The organism is Kitasatospora sp. NPDC048407, from assembly GCF_043200475.1.
Classification (GTDB): domain Bacteria; phylum Actinomycetota; class Actinomycetes; order Streptomycetales; family Streptomycetaceae; genus Kitasatospora.
Genome location: NZ_JBICXW010000004.1, coordinates 61,058 through 84,058 on the forward strand (window position 1 = coordinate 61,058; position 23,001 = coordinate 84,058).

General features: G+C 70.7%; 22 protein-coding genes. 13 read left to right on the forward strand and 9 right to left on the reverse strand.

What is annotated here, in order from left to right:
• Positions 1-44: 44 nt before the first annotated feature.
• From ACGFWJ_RS10380 to ACGFWJ_RS10390, 3 genes are read left to right on the forward strand one after another with little or no spacing between them, the layout of a single operon-like run.
• On the forward strand, positions 45-206 hold the full coding sequence (locus tag ACGFWJ_RS10380) for a hypothetical protein (RefSeq protein WP_387643152.1): 162 nt from the start codon (positions 45-47) through the stop codon (positions 204-206).
• A 48-nt stretch (positions 207-254) separates the two neighbouring features.
• Positions 255-1,187, forward strand: a complete 933-nt coding sequence (gene era / locus ACGFWJ_RS10385) for a GTPase Era (RefSeq protein ID WP_380483267.1) — start codon at positions 255-257, stop codon at positions 1,185-1,187.
• 36 nt (positions 1,188-1,223) lie between these two features.
• Positions 1,224-1,937 (forward strand): alpha/beta fold hydrolase, encoded by a 714-nt coding sequence (locus ACGFWJ_RS10390; RefSeq protein ID WP_392947356.1) that lies wholly within the window; start codon positions 1,224-1,226, stop codon positions 1,935-1,937.
• A 19-nt stretch (positions 1,938-1,956) separates the two neighbouring features.
• Here ACGFWJ_RS10390 and ACGFWJ_RS10395 read toward each other — a convergent pair whose 3' ends face one another.
• Positions 1,957-2,223 (reverse strand): protealysin inhibitor emfourin, encoded by a 267-nt coding sequence (locus tag ACGFWJ_RS10395; protein ID WP_387643155.1) that lies wholly within the window; start codon positions 2,221-2,223, stop codon positions 1,957-1,959.
• 338 nt (positions 2,224-2,561) lie between these two features.
• Here ACGFWJ_RS10395 and leuA point away from each other — a divergent pair, with 338 nt between their 5' ends.
• From leuA to ACGFWJ_RS10415, 4 genes are all read left to right on the forward strand, one after another.
• The gene (leuA, locus tag ACGFWJ_RS10400; protein WP_392947359.1) at positions 2,562-4,346 is read left to right on the forward strand and encodes a 2-isopropylmalate synthase; all 1,785 of its coding nucleotides are present in this window, start codon (positions 2,562-2,564) and stop codon (positions 4,344-4,346) included.
• 473 nt (positions 4,347-4,819) lie between these two features.
• Entirely contained in the window at positions 4,820-5,365 is a 546-nt protein-coding gene (locus tag ACGFWJ_RS10405; RefSeq protein WP_387643157.1) for a TerB family tellurite resistance protein, read from the forward strand.
• Between the two features lie 210 nt (positions 5,366-5,575).
• Positions 5,576-6,322 carry a DNA repair protein RecO gene (gene recO, locus ACGFWJ_RS10410; protein WP_387643158.1) on the forward strand — a complete coding sequence of 249 codons (747 nt, stop codon included), beginning with the start codon at positions 5,576-5,578 and terminating at the stop codon, positions 6,320-6,322.
• A gap of 2 nt (positions 6,323-6,324) precedes the next feature.
• Complete coding sequence (locus ACGFWJ_RS10415) at positions 6,325-7,161, forward strand: isoprenyl transferase (protein WP_387643159.1); 837 nt, start codon at positions 6,325-6,327, stop codon at positions 7,159-7,161.
• A gap of 105 nt (positions 7,162-7,266) precedes the next feature.
• Here the strand turns inward: ACGFWJ_RS10415 and ACGFWJ_RS10420 are convergent, their stop codons facing one another.
• The 4 genes from ACGFWJ_RS10420 to ACGFWJ_RS10435 all read right to left on the reverse strand — a co-directional run bounded on the left by ACGFWJ_RS10420 (position 7,267) and on the right by ACGFWJ_RS10435 (position 10,640).
• Complete coding sequence (locus ACGFWJ_RS10420; RefSeq protein ID WP_387643160.1) at positions 7,267-7,686, reverse strand: Fur family transcriptional regulator; 420 nt, start codon at positions 7,684-7,686, stop codon at positions 7,267-7,269.
• Positions 7,687-7,721: 35 nt separating this feature from the next.
• Positions 7,722-8,711 (reverse strand): metal ABC transporter permease, encoded by a 990-nt coding sequence (locus ACGFWJ_RS10425; RefSeq protein WP_392947363.1) that lies wholly within the window; start codon positions 8,709-8,711, stop codon positions 7,722-7,724.
• The gene (locus tag ACGFWJ_RS10430) at positions 8,708-9,535 is read right to left on the reverse strand and encodes a metal ABC transporter ATP-binding protein (RefSeq protein WP_387643161.1); all 828 of its coding nucleotides are present in this window, start codon (positions 9,533-9,535) and stop codon (positions 8,708-8,710) included. Before ACGFWJ_RS10430 ends, ACGFWJ_RS10425 begins: the two co-directional genes overlap by 4 nt.
• A 139-nt stretch (positions 9,536-9,674) precedes the next feature.
• On the reverse strand, positions 9,675-10,640 hold the full coding sequence (locus ACGFWJ_RS10435; RefSeq protein ID WP_392947366.1) for a metal ABC transporter substrate-binding protein: 966 nt from the start codon (positions 10,638-10,640) through the stop codon (positions 9,675-9,677).
• Between the two features lie 320 nt (positions 10,641-10,960).
• Between ACGFWJ_RS10435 and ACGFWJ_RS10440 the strand changes: the two genes are divergently transcribed.
• Entirely contained in the window at positions 10,961-12,343 is a 1,383-nt protein-coding gene (locus ACGFWJ_RS10440; RefSeq protein ID WP_380483249.1) for a glycine--tRNA ligase, read from the forward strand.
• 178 nt (positions 12,344-12,521) lie between these two features.
• On the opposite strand, the gene ACGFWJ_RS10445 is transcribed toward ACGFWJ_RS10440, so the two are convergent.
• From ACGFWJ_RS10445 to ACGFWJ_RS10455, 3 genes are all read right to left on the reverse strand, one after another.
• Positions 12,522-13,283: a hypothetical protein gene (locus ACGFWJ_RS10445; RefSeq protein ID WP_392947369.1), complete on the reverse strand. Its 762-nt coding sequence runs from the start codon at positions 13,281-13,283 to the stop codon at positions 12,522-12,524.
• A gap of 1,189 nt (positions 13,284-14,472) precedes the next feature.
• Positions 14,473-15,048: an NADAR family protein gene (locus tag ACGFWJ_RS10450; protein WP_392947371.1), complete on the reverse strand. Its 576-nt coding sequence runs from the start codon at positions 15,046-15,048 to the stop codon at positions 14,473-14,475.
• Between the two features lie 112 nt (positions 15,049-15,160).
• On the reverse strand, positions 15,161-16,594 hold the full coding sequence (locus ACGFWJ_RS10455; RefSeq protein WP_392947374.1) for an MFS transporter: 1,434 nt from the start codon (positions 16,592-16,594) through the stop codon (positions 15,161-15,163).
• Between the two features lie 101 nt (positions 16,595-16,695).
• Here ACGFWJ_RS10455 and ACGFWJ_RS10460 point away from each other — a divergent pair, with 101 nt between their 5' ends.
• Complete coding sequence (locus ACGFWJ_RS10460) at positions 16,696-17,547, forward strand: helix-turn-helix transcriptional regulator (RefSeq protein ID WP_392947376.1); 852 nt, start codon at positions 16,696-16,698, stop codon at positions 17,545-17,547.
• Positions 17,548-18,004: 457 nt separating this feature from the next.
• On the opposite strand, the gene ACGFWJ_RS10465 is transcribed toward ACGFWJ_RS10460, so the two are convergent.
• Positions 18,005-18,505 carry a hypothetical protein gene (locus ACGFWJ_RS10465; RefSeq protein ID WP_387861477.1) on the reverse strand — a complete coding sequence of 167 codons (501 nt, stop codon included), beginning with the start codon at positions 18,503-18,505 and terminating at the stop codon, positions 18,005-18,007.
• Positions 18,506-18,640: 135 nt separating this feature from the next.
• On the opposite strand from ACGFWJ_RS10465, the gene ACGFWJ_RS10470 reads away from it, so the two are divergent.
• The 4 genes from ACGFWJ_RS10470 (at position 18,641) to dusB (ending at position 22,861) form a co-directional block, all read left to right on the forward strand.
• Positions 18,641-19,912, forward strand: a complete 1,272-nt coding sequence (locus ACGFWJ_RS10470) for a histidine kinase (protein ID WP_392947379.1) — start codon at positions 18,641-18,643, stop codon at positions 19,910-19,912.
• Positions 19,900-20,547: a response regulator gene (locus tag ACGFWJ_RS10475; RefSeq protein WP_387643169.1), complete on the forward strand. Its 648-nt coding sequence runs from the start codon at positions 19,900-19,902 to the stop codon at positions 20,545-20,547. Before ACGFWJ_RS10470 ends, ACGFWJ_RS10475 begins: the two co-directional genes overlap by 13 nt.
• Positions 20,544-21,437 (forward strand): hypothetical protein, encoded by an 894-nt coding sequence (locus ACGFWJ_RS10480; protein WP_392947382.1) that lies wholly within the window; start codon positions 20,544-20,546, stop codon positions 21,435-21,437. The genes ACGFWJ_RS10475 and ACGFWJ_RS10480 overlap by 4 nt, the downstream gene beginning before the upstream one ends.
• Positions 21,438-21,754: 317 nt before the next feature.
• Positions 21,755-22,861, forward strand: coding sequence for a tRNA dihydrouridine synthase DusB (gene dusB, locus ACGFWJ_RS10485; RefSeq protein WP_387643841.1), 1,107 nt, complete (start codon positions 21,755-21,757; stop codon positions 22,859-22,861).
• Positions 22,862-23,001 lie beyond the last annotated feature (140 nt).

Below are 23,001 nucleotides of genomic sequence, written 5' to 3' on the forward strand. Positions count from 1 at the left end.
CGATAATCGCCCCGGCCGAGGGATTTCCCGGCGGGGGAGGGGTCATGGGGATCGCCGCGTTCTTCTGCGGACTGCTGCTGTGCGTCATGGGCTTCGGCCGCTGGCACGAGACCGGCTCCGTGTGGTGGCTGGCCGGCACCCTGGTGCTGCTGGCACTGGTTCTGGTCGGCGGCATCATGGGCGGCGGGAAGAAGAAGGCGGGCTGAAACCCCCACTGGCCGGGTCGGCCCGGCCGATCGGGGACAATGGGTGCCATGAATGCCCCTTCCTCCCCGTACCGCTCCGGGTTCGCGTGCTTCGTCGGCCGTCCCAACGCGGGCAAGTCGACCCTGACCAACGCCCTGGTCGGGACGAAGGTCGCGATCACCTCCGACCGTCCCCAGACCACCCGGCACACCGTGCGCGGCATCGTGCACCGCCCCGACGCCCAGCTCGTGCTGGTGGACACCCCCGGGCTGCACAAGCCCCGCACGTTGCTCGGCGAGCGCCTCAACGACCTGGTCCGCACCACCTGGGCGGAGGTCGACGTGATCGGCTTCTGCGTGCCCGCCGACCAGAAGCTCGGCCCCGGCGACAAGTTCATCGCCAAGGAACTCGCCGAGATCAAGAAGTCCACCCCGAAGGTGGCACTGGTCACCAAGACCGACCTGGTGGACTCCAAGCGGCTCGCCGAGCAGCTGATCGCCGTCCAGCAGCTGGGCGCCGAACTCGGCATCGAGTGGGCCGAGATCATTCCCGTCTCGGCGGTCGGTGACAAGCAGGTGGAGCTGGTCGCGGACCTGCTGACCAAGCTGCTGCCCGAGGGCATGCCGCTCTACCCGGACGGCGACCTCACCGACGAGCCCGAGCAGATCATGGTCGCCGAGCTGATCCGCGAGGCCGCGCTGGAAGGCGTGCGCGACGAACTGCCGCACTCGCTGGCCGTGGTGGTCGAGGAGATGATCCCGCGCGAGGACCGGCCCGCCGACCGTCCGCTGCTGGACATCCACGCCAACGTGTACATCGAGCGGCAGAGCCAGAAGGCCATCGTGATCGGTGCCAAGGGCTCCCGGCTCAAGCACGTCGGCACCACCGCCCGCAAGCAGATCGAGGCGCTGCTCGGCACCCCGGTCTACCTCGACCTGCACGTCAAGGTCGCCAAGGACTGGCAGCGCGACCCCAAGCAGCTGCGTAAGCTCGGCTTCTGACGGAGCATCGAACAGGCGGACAGGGGCGGCCCGGTCGTGAAACTGCACACCCACGAGTGGAGCGGGGGCGACCGGACCGCCCTGCTGATCCACGGCCTCCAGTCCAACCACCACACCTGGCGGGTGATCGGCCCCGCCCTCGCCGAGCGCGGCTACCGGGTGATCGGCGTGGACCTGCGCGGCCACGGCGCCTCACCGGCCGGTGAGGGCGCCACCCCCGCCGACCGGTACGGCCCCGAGCAGTTCGCCGAGGACCTCGTCGACACGCTGCCCTCCGGGGCCGCGCTGGCCATCGGCCACTCGATGGGCGCGCTCGCGCTGTGGCGCGCCCTGGACCGGCTCAAGCCCGACCGGGCCGTCTACAGCGACCCCGCGTTCGTCTACGACCGGCCCGGGATCGGCCCGGAGCCGTTCGTCGACTTCAAGCGCTTCGGCACCCGGAAGTTCATCACCACCATGCACCCCGACTGGGCCGACGAGGACGTGGACGCCGAGCTGGCCGGCCTTGCCGCCTGGGACAGCGACACCGCGATCGGCCTGTGGGCGCACCCCGAACTCTCCGTGCTGCCGGGGCCCCCGGCCGTCCCCTCGCTGGTCCAACTCGCCGACCCGAGCGTCCTGGTGTCGCCCGAGGAGGCTGCCGAGCTGCGCCGCCGCGGCTTCGAGGTGCGCACCGTCCCGGGCGCCGGGCACTGCATCCACCGGGACGACCCGGCCGGGTTCCTGGCCTCGCTGGACGGCTGGATCTGAGCGGCCCGGGCGGTGGCCGTCAGGCGCCTTCGCGGAGCACCAGACTGACCAACTCGCGCTGGGAGTCGGACAGTTTGGGGTCGGCGCAGTGCACGGTGCGGCCGTCGACGGTGATCTCGTAGTGGAAGCCGTCGGGCACGCCGTACGCGGGCGCGCGCAGCCCGCCGGCCATCGCCTCGCGGGCCAGCGCGTGCACGTGCGGGGCGTCCGGGCGCTCCTCGGTGTCCATCTCGGCATACCGGAGCAGGCCGGCGAACCCGCCGGTGCGGGTGACCTGGATACGCATGGATGCCAGTGTGCAGGGCGGCGAACGGGTTTGCCGAGGCTTTCGCCAACTTGCCGCACCCGCCCGGCGGCCGGAGGCCGTCTCACTGGTTGGGATCGTGGCGGGGCTCACTGCGGCCGGGTCGCCGCCCGGGTTACAGTGACGGCATCATGCGTATCCGGCTGCTTCTTCTTAGCTGCCGCGGCGAGGGCCTGTAGTCCAGTGAAGGCCGGCCCCCTCGCCGCGGGGAGTCCTGTTGCGCCCAGCGTGATCCGCGGCGGTGCATCCAGTCGGCCGAGTCGGGTGTGTGTCCCCCGACCGCAGACCGCCTTCGACAAGGGAAGCCGAGAGCCCCAGCCATGACCGAACAGTCCTCCGTCGCCCGCGCGTTCGTCGACCGTCCCACCCCGATCACCGCCGCGACCGTGCAGCAGAAGACCTCGGGGATGCCGTTCCAGCGGTACGTACCCTTCGGTACCGTGGACCTGCCGGACCGCACCTGGCCGAGCAAGGTGATCACCCAGGCCCCGCGCTGGCTGTCCACCGACCTGCGCGACGGCAACCAGGCGCTGATCGACCCGATGTCGCCGGCCCGCAAGCGCAAGATGTTCGACCTGCTGGTGCAGCTGGGCTACAAGGAGATCGAGGTCGGCTTCCCGTCCTCCGGCGCCACCGACTTCAACTTCGTCCGCTCGCTGATCGAAGAGAACGCGATCCCCGAGGACGTCACCATCTCGGTGCTGACCCAGGCCCGCGAGGACCTGATCGAGCGGACCGTCGAGTCGCTGAAGGGCGCGCCGCGGGCCACCGTCCACCTGTACAACGCCACCTCGCCGATGTTCCGCCGGGTGGTGTTCAAGGCGAGCAAGGACGAGATCAAGGCCATCGCGACGGACGGCACCCGGCTGGTGATGGAGTACGCCGAGAAGATCCTGGGCGACGAGACCGTCTTCGGCTACGAGTACTCGCCGGAGATCTTCATCGACACCGAGCTGGACTACGCGCTGGAGGTCTGCGAGGCGGTGATGGACGTCTGGCAGCCCGGCGAGGGCCGCGAGATCATCCTGAACCTGCCGACCACCGTCGAGCGGTCCACCCCGAACGTCTACGCCGACAAGATCGAGTGGATGTCGCGCAACCTGTCGCGCCGCGAGTTCGTCTGCGTGTCCGCGCACCCGCACAACGACCGCGGCACCGGCGTCGCCTCCGCCGAACTGGCCATCATGGCCGGCGCCGACCGGGTCGAGGGCTGCCTGTTCGGCCAGGGCGAGCGCACCGGCAACCTGGACCTGGTCAACGTCGGGATGAACCTGTTCTCCCAGGGCGTCGACCCGATGATCGACTTCTCCGACATCGACGAGATTCGCCGCACCGCCGAGTACTGCAACCAGATGCCGGTGCCCGAGCGCCACCCCTACGCCGGTGACCTGGTCTTCACCTCCTTCTCCGGCTCGCACCAGGACGCCATCAAGAAGGGCTTCGACGCCCTGGAGGCCGACGCCGCCGCGGCCGGCGTCCCGGTCGGTGACTACACCTGGGGTGTGCCCTACCTGCCGATCGACCCCAAGGACGTCGGCCGCAGCTACGAGGCGGTCATCCGGGTCAACTCGCAGTCCGGCAAGGGCGGCATCGCCTACGTGCTGAAGAACGACCACAAGCTGGACCTGCCGCGCCGGATGCAGATCGAGTTCTCGAAGATCATCCAGGCCAAGACCGACGCCGAGGGCGGCGAGGTCACCCCCGGCGACATCTGGGCGGTCTTCCAGGACGAGTACCTGCCCACCCCCGCCAACCCGTGGGGCCGGATCTCGCTGAGCGGCTCGCGCAGCCTGACCACCGAGGACGGCCGCGACGCGCTGACCACCGAGGCGGTCGTCGACGGCACCCCCGCCACGCTGACCGGCACCGGCAACGGCCCGGTCTCCGCCTTCGTCAACGCGCTGGGCTCGATCGGCATCGACGTACGCGTGCTGGACTACGCCGAGCACGCGCTGAGCGAGGGCGGCGACGCGCAGGCCGCCGCGTACGTCGAGTGCGCCGTGGGCGACAAGGTGCTGTGGGGCGTGGGCATCGACGGCAACACCGTGCTGGCCTCGCTGAAGGCGCTGGTCAGCGCCGTCAACCGGGCCGCGCAGCGCGGCTGACGCGGGACGGCGGGCCGCTCTCCGGCGGCCCGCCCGGCCGGTGCCCGACGTGGCGTTTCGGCCGGTGTCCGACGTGCCGATCGAGCGGTGTCCGACGTACCGCTCGGCCGGTGCTCGATGTGGCGTTCGGCCGGTGCCCGACGTACCGTCAAGTAACGTGCGGGGCCATGCCTTTGGCGTGTGTCCCCGGTCACAAATTTTCCCCTCGGCACCCGTTCAGGGTGCTGACACGAGCCGGTAACCGTGGCAACATCGACGGACCGGAACCGGGGTCGGTGGGACGGCCGTGGCGTCCGGTCGCGTGACCTGCCCATTGATGTGCAGGCCGCCTGCCATGTCTGGGGAGTGGCGCCGTGACAGGGTTGTGGGGTGTCCGCCCTCGTTGGCGGACGGACGTTCTCGGTGAATTCTTCTGCCCGGGCTGCGGTGGGGACCGCAACTACCGTCGGCAGCACGGTCGGCGGTGGCTGCGGTTGTTCGGCACCCCGGTCCTGCCGCTCGGCGGCGTGGTCCGCAGCGTCCAGTGCACCTCCTGCCGCGGCCGCCACAGCACCGACACGCTGGAGGAGTTGACCTCGGTCCGGCTCGGCGCGATGCTCCGCGACGCCCAGTACACCATCGCCCTGGCCGCGCTCGCCGCCGGCGGCACCGGCAGCCGCAGCGGACGCGAAGCCGCCTGCACCGTCATCAAGGAAGCCGGCTTCGAGGACTGCGGCGAGGCCCAGGTACTGGCCGCGCTCGCCGCGCTCTCCGGACACAGCGGCGGTGAACCCCTCGACGTGGACGTCGAAGGCGGCGGACTGGCCGTCGAACTGCACGCCGCACTCGAACCGCTCGCCCCGCACCTGCTCGTCCAGGGCCGCGAACGCCTGGTCACCCTCGGCGCGATGGTCGCCCTCGCCGACGGCCGCTACCTCCCGCAGGAGCGGGCCGCGCTCGGTGTGGTGGGCCACTGCCTCGACCTCACCACCGCGCAGGTCGACCGGCTGCTGGAGGCCGCCACCCGCGCCCCGCACTGACGTTTTTCGCCGTTCTTCCCGAGCCGGGCCCGAACTCCCCCTCCCGGGCCCGCCGTGTCCCGCACCGCACGGGTGAAAGCCCCACCGCCCCGGTGCGGGTTCACGGCTGCGCGCCGCCGCCCGCTGCCGTCGTCCGCCGTCGTTCGCCGTCGTTCGCCGCTGTTCGCCGCCGCCGGGCTGTCGGTGGGGTACGGGACAATGGGAACCACCATGAGTCTCTTCCGCGACGACGGCATCGTGCTGCGCACCCAGAAGCTCGGCGAGGCCGATCGGATCATCACCTTCCTGACCCGCCAGCACGGCAAGGTCCGGGCGGTGGCGCGCGGCGTACGCCGGACCAAGTCGAAGTTCGGCGCGCGTCTCGAGCCGTTCTCGCACGTCGACATCCAGTTCTTCAGCCGCGGCAGCGACCTGGTCGGCCGCACCCTGCCGCTGTGCACCCAGGTGGAGACGCTCGCCCCCTACGGCGCCCGGATCGTCGACGACTACACCCGCTACACCGCCGGCACCGCGATGCTGGAGACCGCCGAACGCTTCGCCGAGAACGAGGGCCAACCCGCCGTCCAGCAGTACCTGCTGCTGGTCGGCGGCCTGCGCACACTGGCCGGCGGCACCCACCAGTCGCACCTGGTGCTGGACGCCTTCCTGCTGCGCTCGCTCGCCGTCAACGGCTACGGGGCGAGCTTCACCGACTGCGCCCGCTGCGGACTCCCCGGCCCCAACCGGTTCTTCTCCCTCCAGGCCGGCGGAGTGTTGTGCGGCGACTGCCGGGTACCCGGAAGTGCCGTACCCTCCCCTGAGACACTGGTACTGCTCGGCGCGCTGCTGTCCGGGGACTGGCAGACCGCCGACGCCTGCGAGCCGCGGTACTGGCGCGAGGGCAGCGGGCTGGTGGCCGCCTACCTGCAGTGGCACCTGGAGCGGGGCATCCGCTCGATGAGATACGTGGAGAAGTGAACATGGTCGCGCGACGCCTGTTCGGCAGCAAGCAGCGGACGTACGAAGTCCCGGCCCCGCACCCCAGCGGCGCCAAGCCGCCGAAGATCCCGGCCGAGCTGGTCCCCAACCACGTTGCCTGCGTCATGGACGGCAACGGACGCTGGGCCAAGGAGCGCGGCCTGCCCCGCACCGAGGGCCACAAGGTCGGCGAGGGCGTCGTCCTCGACGTGCTGCGCGGCTGCCTGGAGATCGGCGTCAAGAACCTCTCGCTGTACGCCTTCTCCACCGAGAACTGGAAGCGCTCCCCGGACGAGGTGAAGTTCCTGATGAACTTCAACCGGGACGTGATCCGCCGCCGCCGCGACGAGATGGACGCCATGGGCATCCGGATCCGCTGGGTCGGCCGGATGCCGAAGATGTGGAAGAGCGTCGTCCAGGAACTCCAGGTCGCCCAGGAGCAGACCAAGAACAACGACGCCATGACGCTGTACTTCTGCGTCAACTACGGCGGCCGGGCCGAGATCGCCGACGCCGCCCTCGCCATCGCCCGCGACGTGGCCGCCGGGAAGCTCAACCCGGAGAAGGTCAACGAGAAGCTGTTCGCGAAGTACCTGTACTACCCCGACATGCCGGACGTGGACCTGTTCCTGCGCCCCAGCGGCGAGCAGCGCACCTCCAACTTCCTGGCCTGGCAGTCCGCATACGCCGAGCTGGTGTTCCAGGACGTGCTCTGGCCCGACTTCGACCGCCGCGACCTGTGGCGCGCCTGCGAGCAGTACGCCCGCCGCGACCGCCGCTTCGGCGGGGCCATCCCCAACGACCCCGCCGGCGGGGCCGAGGTGCCGCCGCAGCGGTGACGCGAGGTTGACGCTGACGCACGAGGCCCGGATCGGACGGTTCCGATCCGGGCCTCGTGCGTGCGGCGGGCCGGGTGGCCCGAAGTGCTGCTGGGGGAGCTGCTGTTACGGGAGTTGCTGCTTCGCGGCGCATTCGCCGCAGGTGCCGAAGATCTCCAGGGTGTGCGCGATGTCGCTGAACCCGTGCTCGGCGGCGACCGAGTTGGCCCAGCGCTCGACCGCCGGACCCTCGACCTCGACGGTCGCCCCGCAGTGCCGGCACACCAGGTGGTGGTGGTGCCCGCTGCTGCACCGGCGGTAGACGGCCTCGCCCTCGGCGGTGCGCAGCACGTCCACCTCACCGGCCTCGGCGAGGGACTGGAGCGTCCGGTAGACGGTGGTCAGACCCACCGAGTCGCCCCGGTGCTTGAGCATGTCGTGCAGTTCCTGCGCGCTGCGGAAATCCTCGACCTCGTCCAGGACCGCTGAGACGGCGGTGCGCTGCCGAGTCGATCGCGCGCGCGGCGACGGGCCTGCGGTGGTCACCGGGGTCCTCCTGCTGATCGGCTGGGTTTCGCACATCATTGTGCCAGCCCCCGACTTGACAGCGTCTCCCCCGACAGCGGGGCCTTCGGCCGCGGGGCTTCCGCCGCGTCGTCCCCGTTCGGGCCCTGGGCGTTCGGGTCCTGGCCGTTCGGGTTTTGGCCGGGCAGGACGACGTCGCAGACCGCCGGGCCGTGTTCGGTGGCGGCCCGGTGGCGGCGCTTGGCCAACGGCGCGGCGATCGCGCTGAACAGGGCGAAGGCCAGGATCGCCAGGATCACGATGGTGGGGCCGGACGGCAGGTCGGCCTGGTACGAGGTGCCGACGCCGAGCAGGGCCGTCACCACGCCGACGCTCACCGCGGCGGCCTGGGTGGCCGCGAAGGAGCGGGTCAGCTGCTGGGCCGCCGCGACCGGGACCACCATCAGCGCGCTGACCAGCAGCAGGCCGACCACCCGCATGGCGACCGTCACGGTGACCGCGGCCATCACTGCCAGCAGCAGGTTGAGCACCCGCACCGGCAGGCCGGTGACCCGGGCGAACTCCTCGTCCTGGCAGACCGCGAACAGCTGACGGCGCAGACCGGCGGTGACCGCGACGACGACCGCCGCCAGCCCGCCGATCACCGCCAGGTCGCCGGGGGAGACGGTGAGGATCGAGCCCCACAGGTAGCTCTCCAGGCTGCCGGAACCGGCCTGGCTGCTCATCGAGACCAGCAGCTTGCCGCCGGCCATGCCGCCGTAGAACAGCATCGCCAGCGCGATGTCGCCGCGCTGGTTGCCGCGCGCGCGGACCAGTTCCATCACGATCGCGCCGAGGACGCAGACCAGCACGGCCATCCAGATCGGGTTGGCCTGGAACAGGAAGCCGAGGCCGACACCGGTCAGCGCGACGTGTCCGATGCCGTCGCCCATCAGCGCCTGGCGCCGCTGCACCAGGTAGATGCCGACCGAGGGGGCGGTGATGCCGACCAGCACGGCGGCGAGGAACGCCCGCTGCATGAAGTCGGGTTGGAACATCTCGATCATGCCAGCAGCCCCTGGGTGGTGCGGTGGTGGTGGTCGTCGGCGTGCGGGTGGACGTGGTCGTGGCCGGGCAGGGCGTGCTGGCCGACGCCGCGGGGCGGCGGCCCGTCGTGCGCGACGCAGCCGTCGCGCAGCACCACGGCCCGGTCGATCAGCGGCTCCAGCGGCCCGAGTTCGTGCAGCACCAGGAGCACCGCACAGCCGCGCTCCACCTCGCTGCGCAGGATGTCGGCGAGCACCTGCTGGCTGTCCACGTCGACGCCGGCCATTGGCTCGTCCATGATCAGCAGGTCGGGCAGGCCGACCAGGGCGCGGGCGATCAGCACCCGCTGGTGCTGCCCGCCGGACAGGTTGGTCACCCCGTCACCGGCCCGGTCCAGCATGCCGACGGAGGTCAGCGCCCGGTCCACCGCGGCGCGGTCCTTGCGGCGGAACGGCAGCAGCCCGTGCTGCGGCAGCCGCCCGGTGGAGACCACCTCGCGCACCGTGGCCGGCACGCCGCCCGCCGCGGTGGTGCGCTGCGGCACGTACCCGATCCGGTGCCAGGCCCGGAACTTGCGCAGCGGCCGCCCGAACAGCTCCAGGCTGCCCTGCTCCAGCGGCACCGACCCGATGACGCTCTTCACGGTGGTGGACTTGCCGGACCCGTTCGCGCCCAGCAGCGCCACCACCTCGCCCGGCCGGACGGTGAGATCGACACCGCGCAGCACCGGCCGTCCACCGACAGTGGCGACCGCGCCCCGGAGGCTGACGACCGCCGGCCCGGAGTCCTCACCGGAGGACGGCCGCAGCCGGTCGGAGTCTGCCGTGGAGATGACAGTACTCATGGTGTTCCTCGCTCGGCTCGTGCCGGTTGGTTCGGGTCGGGTGGGTGGTTCGGGTGGGTGGATCCGGTCGGGTGGGTGGATCCGGTCGGCCTGAGTGGTCGGGCCTGAGTGGTCGGGCCCGGTGGTCGGGGCGGGCTGATCAGCTCGCGCCGAGGGCGGCCTTCAGATTGTCGAGGTTCTGCCGCATGACGGAGAAGTAGTCGTTCTCGGCCTGATCCTTGACCCCCTCCAGGGGGTCGAGCACGGCGGTCTTCAGCCCGAGGTCGGAGGCCACGGTGTTGGCCAGCTTGGGACTGACCAGGGCCTCGAAGAACACGGTGGTCGCGCCGTTGTCCTTTGCGGCACGCTGGATCGCGGCCAGCCGGGACGGGGTGGGCTCGGCCTCCGGGTCGACGCCGTTGATCGCCACCTGGTTCAGGCCGTAGTGGTCGGCGAGGTAGCCGAACGCGGCGTGGCTGGTGATGAAGGTCTTGGTCTTGACGTTCTGCAGACCGTCCCGGAACTCCTGGTCCAGGGTGGCCAGTTGGGCGACCAGAGTGTCGGTGTTGCGCTGGTACTCGGCGGCGTTCGCCGGGTCGACCTCGGCGAGTTCGGCGCCGACGCTCTTCGCGACCGCCGCGTACCGGGTCGGGTCCAGCCAGATGTGCGGGTCGCCGGCGGCATCGGTGTGCTCGTGGTCGTGCTCGGCGCCGTGGCCGTCGGGCTCGGTGGTGCCCTCGTCCAGGTGGTGGTCCACCAGGGGGGAGGCGGCGGTGGCGTCCACCACGTGCTTGGGGTGGGTCTGCGCCACCGCCTTGTCCACGGTCGGCTGCAGGCCCTTGAGGTAGATCACCGTGTCGGCCCGCTGCACCGCCGCGACCTGCTTGGCCGTGAGCTCCAGGTCGTGCGGCTCGACGCCGGCGGCGGTCAGGTCGGTGACCTTGACGTGCTCGCCGCCGATCTGCCGGGCCAGGAATTCCATCGGGTAGAAGGACGCCACCACGTTCAGCTTTCCGCCGTCCTTGCCGGCCGCGCTGCTGGTGCCGCCGCAGGCGGAGAGCAGGAGTGCGCCGACCGTGGCCGTGGCGGCGAAGGCTATCGAGGTCGACAGGCGGCGAATCTTCATGACAACCATTCTCATCTTATGTGGAAATGATTGTCAACTTGCTTTCGGGGGGATCGGGGTCACACTGCGGCCCCGGCGACCTCCCGCGAGCGGGTGTCAGCAGCCCCGCGCGCCGCTGTCCGCCGGCCGTGCGCCGGGCGTCGGGCCGGTCGCCAACACGCCGGGACGTGTACGGCCGTTCACTCCGGCAGGGCCGCCCGGCCGCCCGTCCTTGCCACTATCGAGTTGAATCCCGCCCCTGCATCCCCGGTACTCTGAGTTTCTTCGGGCGCGCGCAACCAGCCGTGCCCTGACCGCGCCGTCGTACTGAAGAGAGCACTGTGGCCGCCGACAAGATCGACACGATCGTCAGCCTGAGCAAGCGCCGTGGCTTCGTCTACCCCTGCAGCGAGATCTACGGCGGTACTCGCGCCGCCTGGGACTACGGTCCGCTGGGAGTCGAGCTGAAGGAGAACATCAAGCGCCAGTGGTGGCGTGCGATGGTCACCGCTCGGGAGGACGTCGTCGGTATCGACTCCTCGGTGATCCTCGCCCGCGAGGTCTGGGAGGCCTCCGGCCACGTCGCGACCTTCAACGACCCGCTGACCGAGTGCCTCTCCTGCCACAAGCGCTTCCGCGCCGACCACCTGGAAGAGGCCTACGAGGCCAAGCACAAGAAGCTCCCGGCCAACGGCCTCGCCGACATCAACTGCCCGAACTGCGGCAACAAGGGCGCCTTCACGGAGCCCAAGGAGTTCTCGGGCATGCTGAAGACGCACCTCGGTGTCACCGAGGACGCGTCCGGCCTGGCCTACCTCCGCCCGGAGACCGCGCAGGGCATCTTCACCAACTTCCGCGCCGTGCAGACCACTTCGCGCAAGAAGCCGCCGTTCGGCATCGCCCAGGTCGGCAAGAGCTTCCGCAACGAGATCACGCCCGGCAACTTCATCTTCCGCACCCGCGAGTTCGAGCAGATGGAGATGGAGTTCTTCGTCAAGCCCGGCGAGGACGAGACCTGGCACGAGTACTGGCTCGAGCAGCGCTGGAACTGGTACGTGGACCTCGGCCTGCGCACCGAGAACATGCGCTTCTTCGAGCACCCCAAGGAGAAGCTGTCCCACTACGCCAAGCGCACGGTGGACATCGAGTACCGCTTCAACTTCGGTGGCAGCGAGTTCTCCGAGCTCGAGGGCGTCGCCAACCGCACCGACTACGACCTGACGGTGCACAGCGAGGCCTCCGGCCAGGACCTGAAGTACTTCGACCAGGACGCGAACGAGCGGTACTACCCGTACGTCATCGAGCCTGCCGCCGGCCTCAACCGCGCCATGCTGGCCTTCCTGATCGACGCCTACTTCGAGGACGAGGCGCCGAACGCCAAGGGCGTCATGGAGAAGCGCGTCGGCATGCGGCTCGACCCGCGCCTGGCCCCGGTCAAGGTCGCGGTGCTCCCGCTGTCCCGCAACGCCGACCTCTCCCCGAAGGCCCGCGGCCTGGCCGCCGACCTGCGCTCCGCCTGGAACGTCGAGTTCGACGACGCCGGTGCGATCGGCAAGCGCTACCGCCGCCAGGACGAGATCGGCACGCCGTTCTGCGTCACCGTCGACTTCGACACCCTCGAGGACAACGCGGTGACCGTCCGCGAGCGTGACACCATGGCGCAGGAGCGAGTGTCGCTCGACCAGGTGAAGTCCTACCTGGGCGCCCGCCTGATCGGCTGCTGACGCCGCAACACCCGGTGAAGCACCACTGGCTGAGTCTCACCGGCTGAGCATCAACCCCGGCTCCCGGCCCGCGAATTCGAGTTCGCAGGCCGGGAGCCGCGGTTTTGCGGCGGGCGGTGGTTCTGCTGGCGGCGTTCGGGTTCGGTGTTCCCCTGCGCGCGGCCGGCCCGCAGGGGAGTCAGCGGCGCTGGCGGGACCGGGACCGGGGGCGTGGTGTCAGCTCGGTCGGCAGTCCGCCGGTGCGCAGCGCCGTGAACACGCTGCGGGCCCGGCTCTCCTCCAGGTCGTCGGCGGCGAACAGCAGGGTGTCGTACAGCTCGCTCGACCCCTGGATCGCGGCACCGAACCGGCTGATGTCGCTCGCGGACCGGATCCGTGCCAGTTCGCCGATCAGCTCCGCGGCGGTCTCCTCGCTCAACGCGCCCACGATCGCGGCGACTTCGTTGATCGGCCGCCCGGCGGCCTGCCGCAGCAGGTGGCGTACGTCGGCGGTCCGTCCGGCGGCCTTCAAGTGCTGCGCCAGCTCGGCGAGTTCCTCGGCCGGCGCGGAGGCGCGTTCCCACAGCAGGGTCTGGCCGTCGGCCGACTGGCCGGACTGCTCCAGGGCGGCCAGCAGCGCCGGCAGGGCCGCCGAACTCGCCGACCACAGGGTGTGGAAGAGGTCGGCCGCCTCGTTGATCATCCCGTCGCGGCGCAGCACCGCGAGGGTGGCCGCCGCGTGCTCCGGTGCCCCGGTGGAGGCCGAGCGGGCCAGGTAGGTGGAGGAGCCCGCCGGACCGTTCTGCTGCAGCATCGCGGCCAGCCGGGCCACGTCCTCCGGTGTGATCATCACGGCCACCTGGCGCACGATGGCCGCCGACTCGTGTGTCGCGCCCTGCTGGTGCAGCCCGCTGATGCGCTGCACCAGGGCCACCAGCTCCACCGTCGTCCGCGCCCGCATCTGGCCGGGCGCCTGCGTGGCGTCCTCGACACCGTGGGCCCCGCCCCGGTGCGGCGTGGCGGGGCCGCGCCCCGAAGCGGCCGAGCGGAAGCGCTCGCCGTTGGGGCCGCCGACCTGCGGGGCTTGCCGGGCCTGCTGGGCCTGTGCGGTCGGGGCTGATGGCCTGTCGGCTGGGGCGGTGCCCGGTGCGGCAGTGCCGGGCCGGGTGTTCCAGGCGCTGGTTGTGCCCTGGTGCGGACCAGGGCGTTCTGTGCTGGGGCGTTCCGCGTGGGGGAGCCCTGGGCCGGGGCGCCCTGCACTGGTGGGCCGGGGGCCGTCGGCGGCCTGGCCCGGTATGCCTGTCCTGGCCCAGGAGGCCTGTCCCGGTGCGGTTTCGGGACGGCCGGCGCCGGAGCGGGTGCGGATCGGCAAGGGGCCGGCGGTCGAATCGGTGGGCGCCGGGCCCGGTCGTCCTGCGGGCGTGCTGCGGCCCGGGGGAGTGCCGTGTCCGATGGGCGTTCCGTGCTGGCTCGCGTCGAAGCCGGACGTGGGCGAACGCGGCCGCTGCGGGGGGATCGGGGCGGCGTCCCAGCCGACCGGGGGTTCCGTGCGGGCTGTCCCTGCGAAGCCCGCCGGGGCGTGGCCCTGGTGGCGGGGCGGCTCAGCGGCCGAGCGACTGGGCAGCAGGCGGTCCTCGGCGGCCAGCAGTCGGTCGCTCAGTTCGAGGCAGCGTGCGCCGAGGCCTTCGCGCAGGTTCTGGGCCTGGGCGAGTTGCCGGAGCAGTTCGGGGTCGGGCTGTCGGGTCGGGCGGCCGGATCCTGGGGCGTGGTCGGCCCGAAGTTCTTCGCTGAGTCGGCGCTCGCGTTGTGCGGCGAACTGCCGGGCCCGGAGCAGTTCGTCCAACTCCGCTCTGAGTGTTTGGACATCGGCCGACTCCGGCCCCCGATCGCGTACGGTCATCGCGCCCCGCCCTGGTTTCTCCACGGGGTCCCCCGATTGGCCCCCGACACTACGACTGGTGGCCATCCTGGTGCTGCCATACGGCGGCCACGTTACGGGAGTAAGTCATAACGTTTTCGAGACGGAAATGCGAGTGGCGACGCGGCGGGAGATCGACGGGTTTTTCGAGCGCGGGCCAATTCCCATCCGACTCGCCCTACTTGTGAGGGTACGGGGTGTTCGTTCCCGGTGGATGCGGGCTGATGGAGCGTCAATCTGCCAGTTGGGCCCGCGCTTCCATCAGCGCGAAGCCGAGCAGGTTCAGCCCGCGCCACTGCGTCGGCGAGTTCGCCAATTCGTTGTCGGCTGCCAGGCCGATGCCCCAGACCCGGTCGAGCGGGCTGGCCTCCACCAGGACCCGCTTCCCGGTGCGGAGCAAATAGTCGCGAAGCCGTTCGTCCTGCCCGAACTTGGCGACGTTGCCCGCCACTACCAGTTCGGAGCGGTGCGCCACCCAGGTGTCCTGGTCGAAGTCTTTGACCAGGCGGCCCAACTTCTTTGCCTCGGCGGGCGTTCGGGCCCGGAGGATGCGCGGGACGATCTCCTCGTCGCCGAACAGTCGCGCCTTGCCGGCCATCATCCAGTGCTCGGCGGTGGCGTACTCGACCCCGTCGACGGTGAACGGCGACGGCCACCACTGGCTGAGCGAGCCGGACCCGATCCGCCCGTCCCGTTCGGGCCGGTGACCCCAGAAGTGCAGGTACTTGGGGCTGCTCCCGGACGTGATTGCGGCCACCAGCTGCTCGCGGGAGCGGGTGTCGCTCGGAAGGATGGTCGGATTCGTCATGACGCCATCCTGTCAGTGTCCCTGGAGGCCGGGCCCGTCATTTTCCGCAGGCCGCGGCCTCCTCCGTTGCGGAGCTGTGTTTGCTCCGGGCCTGGTTGGCGGGATGTGGCCGTCATCCGACCGAGCGCGGCAGCCGGATGCTCAACCAGCAGATGATCAGGGAACCGAGCGCCTGGATGCCGAGCACCAGAGCCAGCGCGTTCGCCATTCCCAGGGTGGGGACGAGCCCGATGAAGAGGGTGCCGAGCGTGGCCACTCCCAGGGCCAGGCTGGACTGTTGGGTGGTCGCCAGCACGCCGCTGCCGACCCCCGCGCGTTCGGCGGGAACCCGGGAGAGCACCACCCGGAACAGGGGCATGCCCACCAGCCCCTGTCCGATGCCGGCGAGCGCGACGCCGGGAAGCATCCGGAGCAGGGAGAAGTGCGACCAGTCGCCCAGTGCGGTGGCGATCAAAGTGATCAGGCCGGCTCCCTGGACCACTGCGCCGGCCGTGATGACCCGGCTGCCGAAGAGGCCGACCAGCCGCGGCCCGGCCAGTGAGGCGCCGAAGTAACCGACTGCCATCGGCACCAGGGCCCAACCTGCGGCGACCGGACCCTGGTGCAGCCCGTTCTGCAGCAGCAGGGCGATCACGAACATGAATCCGCCGAATCCGGTGAAGTAGGGCACCGCCACGCCGAGGCCGCGCCGCATCTCGGGAATCCGCAGGAGCGAGAGCGGGACGAGGGGGACTCGCCCTTCCCGCTCGGCCCGTCGTTCCACCGCCACGAATGCCGCCGCGAGGGCGGGAAATGCTGCCAGGGACACCCAGGTCCAGAGCGGCCAGTCGACCGCCCGGCCCTCCATCAGGGGAACGAACAGGGCCAGCAGTGTCGCCGTGAGCAGCAGGGTGCCGGGCAGGTCCACGCCCGCGGCCCGCTCCGCCCGGCTCTCCGGGACATGACGTGCTGCCAGGACTGCGGTGAGCAGCGCGAAGGGGACGTTCAGCAGGAAGACGGCGCGCCAGCCGGTGCCGAAGAGGTCCGCCGAGACCAGGAGTCCACCGAGTACCTGGCCGATCACCACCGAGATGCCGCCGACGGCTCCGTAGATGCCGAGGGCTCGGGCGCGCTGCTGACCGCTGGTGGTGGCGGTGATGGTGGCGAGGACCTGGGGGAGCAGCAGAGCGGCGGAGGCTCCCTGGGCGACCCGGGCGGCGACCAGGGTCCAGGCGGTGGGGGCGGCACCGCAGGCGAGTGAGGTGAGGGTGAAGGCGACGGCTCCGGCGATGAACAGCCGCCGTCGGCCGAAGGCGTCGCCCAGCCGCCCGCCCAGGACGAGCAGGACGGCGAAGGCGATGCCGTAGCCCGCCGCCACGAGTTCCAGGACGGCGGGCCCGGCGACCAGATCGTGGTCGATGGTCGGCAGCGCGACATTCACTATGAAGAAGTCAAGCATCGGAAGGAAGGCGCCCAGAAGGACGGTGATCAGGCCGGCGGCACCCAGTTCGGGAGCCGCGGGCCGGACCGGCGACGAGATCTGCGGTAGCACTGTCTGCTGAGTCACGGGTACTACGATGAGGCTCCTCTCAGCCTGGTACCAGGCGGTCTTTATCCAGGTATAAGGAGTACCTGGCAACAGGATCTGCGGTGGTACACCCTGGTGCTATGGCTACCTCCACGGACCTTCACACCCCCGCCGACGATCGGCGGCGCGAACTGGCCACGTTCTTGCGCAGCCGCCGGGAGCGCATCTCGCCCGAACAGGTCGGCCTGCCTGCCGTCGGACGCCGCCGTACCCCAGGGCTGCGCCGCGAGGAGGTCGCCGGCCTCGCCGCGGTCGGAATCACCTGGTACACGTGGTTGGAACAGGGACGGGACATACAGGTCTCGGCCCAAGTCCTGGACGCGGTGGCCCGGGCCCTGCTGCTCGATCGCAACGAGCGGTCGCACCTGTTCACGCTGGCCGGTTCCGAGGACCCGGCGCCGGTGAAGGAGTACCCCACCGTCTCCCCGGCGATCGCGGCCATGGTGGACCAACTCGACCCGTTTCCGGCCGTGGTGATCAGCAGCCGGTTCGACATCCTTGCGAACAACCGGGCATACACCTGGCTGGCCGGGGACTTGGACACGATCCCCGAAGAGGACCGCAACGTCATGTGGATGATCTTCACTGACACTCCAATCGCGAGGAACCTGGCGGACCTGGCGGCCGCCAGAGCAGGGGTGGTGGCGCGCTTCCGGACCGTGATGGCCGACCATGCGGCGGAACCCGGGTGGAAGGCGTTGGTCGCCCGGCTGCGCAAGGCCTCTCCGGACTTCGAGGAGGCTTGGGAAAGGCACGAGGTGTCGGGGATGGTCAACGGGTTCAAACAGTTCGTGCTGCCCGAAGTCGGCCTGCTGCGCTTCGAGTACACGAACATGTGGCTGGGCCCCAGGAGCGGCACCCGACTGGTCGGATACGTGCCCCACGACCGGGAGACCCTGGACCGGCTCCACCAACTGGCCGGCGCCGCCTGACCGCTGACCGGGCGCCGACGCGCGGACGGCGATCCGGCCGGACCAGGGCCGGATCGTCCGAGCACTATCGACCAGCACAGGGCGGCGAGCGGAAGCTCCGCGCAGAGGGCCATCAGCAGGGCCACCACCAGCTCGGGCCCGCGCGCCGCTGTCGCCACGTCGCACCCGGCATCGACGACCAGCAGCACGGCAGCCAGCCCGGCCGTCCAGCGCGGACTCCTGCCCTGCCGCAGCAGCACGGCACTTGCCGACAGCGCAGCGGACTCGACCACATCGAGCACGGCCCAGGTCGTCCCGCCGGGCAGCGTGGCCAGCAGCGCCGCCCAGGGCAGCAGGACCAGCCCGCAGCCCAGGAACAGCAACCCCACCGGCACCGGCCCGACCCGCAGGCCCACCCGCCCGGACCGGACCGGACGCACCCCGCCGCCCACCCGGACGAGGGGCGAAGCGAGCACACTCATGCCGCCCTCCCCGACTCCGGGTGCTCCGTGCAGCCCGACGACCAGCACACCTGCGCCCAGCGGAACTCCCCGGCCACCGAGGCGAACCAGAAGCTGCCCGCCGTCCGCACCGCATCGGCCGGCACTGTGCGGCGGCGCAGTCCGCCCGGGCGGAACAGCACCGGCCGGGGTGCGGTGCCTGGTGGCCACCGGCCCCACGCGCAGGAGACCGGCCCTTCTCCCGGCCCACCGGCCCGGCCGCGCCGCGCACCGCGCAACCGGGTATCAGCCAGCGAGGACTCGACCACCACATCGAGCAACTCGCCGTACTCGTACACCTCCATGGCCGGGCGGCGGCCGGCGCGCAGGCGCACCGACCAAGGGCCGACCGAGGCGAGCAGGCCCACCATGCCCACGCCGTCGAGGAGTTCGGACCCGGCCATCGGGAACTCCAGGGCGGCGCCAGGGGTGGCAACGAGCGGGCTGCGGCCACAACGCATCAGGTTCGTATTCGTCATGCCGTCAAGAATCGTCAGCGGCAAGGATCTTGTCGGTAGCGCGCGGCTCCGTCTTTGGGGTGTAGCCAGCTACACCCCAAAGACGGAGGCCCAGGCCATGGAAGCTGAGATCGGCGCGGCCCTACGCTGTGCCGCATGTTCCAGTCGAAGATCCAGTCGCGCCCCGTCCGGGCGGCCGGCCCCGCAGCGGCCCGCCGCGCAGCGCTCCGTGCTGCGCTGGCGCATGCGCCGTGGTCCGCGGGCACTCGACGGGATTCGCTGTTCCTGGCAGCCGGCCTCCCGCTCGGCTTGCCCTGCATCATCGTGCTCAGCATTCCGGGCAAGTCGCTGATGGTCTGGCTGCTCTTGCTGGTGGTCCTGTTCGACCTGCTGACCACTGTCCAGCGCAGCCGGGTCCGCAGCCTGCGCGGCCTGGAGATCCCGAGCCGACTGGCGTCGGACGCAGCCTGGCTGCCCCGTCTCCGCGCCGGGTTGACGTGGCGTCAGGCTGTGTACCACCTCGTCATCGCCCCGATCCAGACCTTCTGCGCCGCCCTGGTCCTCAGTCTCTGGGGCACCGCCCTGGTGTTGTTCACCTTCTTCGGCTGGGTCTGGCTGCTTCCGATGGACAACCCCCTTCGTTCCGGCTTCGGTTGGACGGTAGACGGCACGGTGGCCACCCTCGGCGGCCTGCTCCTGCTGTTCCTCACCCCATGGCTGGTCGCCCTGCTCGCCGCGCTCGACCTCTGGACGGTCCGCGCCCTGCTCGGCCCCAACCGCGCGGAGGTGCTGGAGCGCCGCGTCGAGCACCTCACCCAGAGCCGGGTGGATGTGGTGGACGCCGCCGACGCCGAACGCCGCCGGATCGAACGGGACTTGCACGACGGCGCACAGCAGCGCCTGGTCTCGCTCGCGATGAACCTCGGCCTCGCCCGGCGCACCCTGAGGAACATTCCGCCCGAGGCGATGGAGGTCATCGTCACCGCGCACGAGGAGGCCCAGGCCGCCATCAAGGAACTCCACGACCTGGTCCGAGGCCTGCACCCCGCCGTACTGGAGGACCGCGGGCTCGACGCGGCGCTCTCCGGCATCGCCGCGCGCAGTCCCGTCCCCGTGCACCTCGCGGTCGACCTGCCGGGCCGGATAGCCCCCACCGTGGAGGCGGTCGCGTACTTCACGGTCTCCGAGGCACTGGCCAACGCTGCCAAGCACGCCAAGGCATCCCGGGTCGATCTCGCCCTGCGTCGGGTCTCCGACCGGCTACTCATCACCATCACCGACGACGGCATCGGCGGAGCGGACGCCACCCGCGGCAGCGGGCTCACCGGCCTGCGCAAACGGGCCGCGTCCGTGGACGGATCACTTGCCATCACCAGCCCCCGCGGGGGCCCCACCACTATCACCATGGAGCTGCCATGCGAGCTGTGATCGCCGAGGACTCCGTCCTGCTGCGGATCGGCATTGTCAAGGTCCTGGAGAGCGAAGGCTACGAGGTGGCCGCCGCCGTGGAGGACGCCGAGGCGCTGCTCGCCGCCGTGGAGGAGCACCGTCCCCAGATCGTCGTCGCGGACGTCCGGATGCCCCCCGGCTTCACCGACGAGGGAGTCCGCGCCGCCCTGATGATCCGCCAGCAGTGGCCGGGCACCGCGGTCGTGCTGCTCTCCCAGTTCGTCGAGGAGCGCTACGCAGCCGATCTGTTGGCCAAGAACACCAGCGGTGTCGGCTACCTGCTCAAGCAGCGGGTCGCCAACGTCGACGAATTCGTGGAGGCGCTCCAGCGAGTCGCCGAGGGCGGCACCGCCCTGGACCCCGAAGTGGTCGCGCAACTGCTGCTGCGCCGTGACAAGGATCCGCTGCACCGCTTGACGCCCCGCGAGCGGGACGTGCTGGCGCTGATGGCCGAAGGACGCTCCAACACCGCGATCGCCGAATCCCTGGTGGTCAGCGACAGCGCGGTCTCCAAGCACATCAACTCGATCCTCACCAAGCTCGACCTTCCACCCGCCGAGGACACCCACCGGCGCGTACTCGCGGTACTTCGCTTCCTGGAGGTCAGCCAATGACACGACGATCGACCACAGGGGCGGAGCCGGAGCTGCGGCCCGCCGGCAAGGGCCGGTTCGCCCGATGGCTGCCGAAACCCGGCCCGGACGTCCCGGCCGGCGAGCTGCGCACGGGAGAGCGGCGCATCTGGCGGGTCATCGGAGTGCTGGCACTCGCCTGCGCCATGGTGGGCGGAGCGGCAACCACCGGCGCTTCCCTGGTCCAGCGCGACAGTGTCCGTGAGAAGACGTTCTTCGAGGCGATCGACCGGCTCGACATCAACTCCGGTCCGGCCATGGTCACCGTGCGGGCCGGTGGCACCGATCGGGTGATCGTCACCGAACGCGTTGGCTGGGCCGTGCGCATGCCCGTTGTGAGCAAGCAGGTCGAAGCGGACACACTGTCGATATCCGTCGACTGCCCAGAAGCGAGCATGCTGTTCGGCTGCGCCGTCGCCCTGGAGATACAGGTCCCGGCAGCGACCGCGATCAAGTCCCGCAGCGGTTCCGGCTGGACGGAGATCCTCGGCATGTCCGGGGCCACCTCGGCGGAGACCGGTTCCGGGCAGATCGAGCTGAGCCGGGTCAGCGGCGCCATCTGGGCCAAGGCCGGCTCCGGTCAGATCGTCGGCACCGGGCTGACGTCCGCGGAGGCCAGAGTGGTCTCCTCCTCGGGCCAGATCACCCTTCAGTACGACCGGCCGCCGACCTTGGTGACGGCCCGATTGGCCTCCGGCAATTTCGTGCTGAAAGTCCCCGACGACGGCAGTCAGTACCGGATCGACCTCAGCGCCGCAGCCGCCGGCCTGGTGATGGATCCGTCCCTGCAGAACTCAGCCTCCTCGCGGGTGCTGGACATCCTCACTGCCTCCGGCGACGTCAACATCAATCGGACCGGCAGCCACCACTGACCGAGCGCCGCGCCGCCGCGCATCCGGCCGGCCCGCGCCGCAGTCGCTCCCGACCGCCAGCGCGCGACCGCTGGCGCGACCGCCAGCGCGCGACCGCCCGGCGCCCGACCAGCGCCCGACCAGCGTCCGACCGGGGCTGTCCCGCAGCGCGGGGCGGCCTGCCCGGTCGGTGGGGGAGAATAGAGAATCCGGAACTCCCGCCGTTGGGGCCCTACCCGTTTGAGGATCTGCCGCGCATGACCATCACGCCCGACTTCGCCCAGGCAACCCCGGCAGCGCCCGAAGCGCCCGAGTTCGCCCCGCTGAACATCGGGCCGATGCAGGTGTGGCCGCCGGTGGTGCTGGCCCCGATGGCCGGTATCACCAATGCCCCGTTCCGCACCCTGTGCAGGGAGCAGAGCGGCGGCCGCGGCCTGTACGTCTCCGAGATGATCACGACCCGGGCCTTGGTCGAGCGCAATGCCAAGACCATGCAGTTGATCAAGTTCGACGCAAGTGAGAAGCCTCGCTCGATCCAGCTGTACGGCGTGGACCCGGAGACCGTCGGCAAGGCGGCGCGGATGATCTCCGAGGAGGGCCTTGCCGATCACATCGACCTCAACTTCGGCTGCCCCGTCCCCAAGGTGACCCGCAAGGGCGGCGGCTCCGCGCTGCCGTACAAGCGCAACTTGCTGCGAGACATCCTGCGGCAGGCGGTCGGGAACGCGGGCGACCTCCCGGTCACCATGAAGATGCGCAAGGGCATCAACGACGACCACCTCACCTATCTCGACGCCGGCCGGATCGGCGCCGAGGAGGGCGTGGCCGCGATCGCCCTGCACGGTCGTACCGCCGCCCAGCACTACGGCGGCACCGCCGACTGGTCGGCCATCGCCCGGCTGCGTGAGTCCGTCCCGACCGAGATCCCGGTGCTCGGCAACGGCGACATCTGGTCCGCGGACGACGCGGTCCGGATGATGCGCGAGACCGGCTGTGACGGCGTGGTGGTCGGCCGTGGCTGCCTCGGCCGGCCGTGGCTGTTCAAGGACCTGGTGTCGATCTTCGAGGGCGACGTCGACTACGCCCGCCCCACCTTCGCCTACGTGGCCCGGGCCATGGTCCGGCACGCCCAACTGCTGGGGGAGTGGCTCGGGGACGAGGCCCGCGGCGTCATTGACTTCCGCAAGCACGTCGCCTGGTACACCAAGGGTTTCTCGGTCGGCTCCGAGCTGCGGGTAAAGCTCGCCAATTCCAGCTCGCTCACCGAACTCGCCGAAACCCTCGCGCTGGTCGACCAGGAACAGAGCTGGCCGATCGGCGCCGACGGTCCGCGCGGCCGAACCAGCGGCAACAACCGGGTGGTCCTGCCCGAAGGCTGGTTGGACGATCCGTATGAGTGCGCCCGACTCGGCGAAGATGCCGAATCGGACACCTCTGGCGGATGATCTGTACGGTTCGGCAGAAATGACCTCCACTGGCCGCTGGCCGAACTGGACCAGGCTAGTTATCCAAAGTGGACAGCAGGGCTCCTCAAAGGCGAAATTCCGCCACTCGGAGTAACCGACCGCTCAGCAGAAAGCGACGC

Coding starts and splice junctions, on each gene's coding strand:
- ACGFWJ_RS10380 (WP_387643152.1), top strand. CDS start 45: ATGGGGATCGCCGCGTTCTTCTGCGGACTGCTGCTGTGCGTCATGGGC.
- era (WP_380483267.1), top strand. CDS start 255: ATGAATGCCCCTTCCTCCCCGTACCGCTCCGGGTTCGCGTGCTTCGTC.
- ACGFWJ_RS10395 (WP_387643155.1), bottom strand. CDS start 2,223: ATGCGTATCCAGGTCACCCGCACCGGCGGGTTCGCCGGCCTGCTCCGG.
- leuA (WP_392947359.1), top strand. CDS start 2,562: ATGACCGAACAGTCCTCCGTCGCCCGCGCGTTCGTCGACCGTCCCACC.
- recO (WP_387643158.1), top strand. CDS start 5,576: ATGAGTCTCTTCCGCGACGACGGCATCGTGCTGCGCACCCAGAAGCTC.
- ACGFWJ_RS10415 (WP_387643159.1), top strand. CDS start 6,325: ATGGTCGCGCGACGCCTGTTCGGCAGCAAGCAGCGGACGTACGAAGTC.
- ACGFWJ_RS10425 (WP_392947363.1), bottom strand. CDS start 8,711: ATGATCGAGATGTTCCAACCCGACTTCATGCAGCGGGCGTTCCTCGCC.
- ACGFWJ_RS10430 (WP_387643161.1), bottom strand. CDS start 9,535: ATGAGTACTGTCATCTCCACGGCAGACTCCGACCGGCTGCGGCCGTCC.
- ACGFWJ_RS10435 (WP_392947366.1), bottom strand. CDS start 10,640: ATGAAGATTCGCCGCCTGTCGACCTCGATAGCCTTCGCCGCCACGGCC.
- ACGFWJ_RS10445 (WP_392947369.1), bottom strand. CDS start 13,283: ATGCGGGCGCGGACGACGGTGGAGCTGGTGGCCCTGGTGCAGCGCATC.
- ACGFWJ_RS10450 (WP_392947371.1), bottom strand. CDS start 15,048: ATGACGAATCCGACCATCCTTCCGAGCGACACCCGCTCCCGCGAGCAG.
- ACGFWJ_RS10460 (WP_392947376.1), top strand. CDS start 16,696: ATGGCTACCTCCACGGACCTTCACACCCCCGCCGACGATCGGCGGCGC.
- ACGFWJ_RS10465 (WP_387861477.1), bottom strand. CDS start 18,505: ATGACGAATACGAACCTGATGCGTTGTGGCCGCAGCCCGCTCGTTGCC.
- ACGFWJ_RS10470 (WP_392947379.1), top strand. CDS start 18,641: ATGTTCCAGTCGAAGATCCAGTCGCGCCCCGTCCGGGCGGCCGGCCCC.
- ACGFWJ_RS10475 (WP_387643169.1), top strand. CDS start 19,900: ATGCGAGCTGTGATCGCCGAGGACTCCGTCCTGCTGCGGATCGGCATT.
- ACGFWJ_RS10480 (WP_392947382.1), top strand. CDS start 20,544: ATGACACGACGATCGACCACAGGGGCGGAGCCGGAGCTGCGGCCCGCC.
- dusB (WP_387643841.1), top strand. CDS start 21,755: ATGCAGGTGTGGCCGCCGGTGGTGCTGGCCCCGATGGCCGGTATCACC.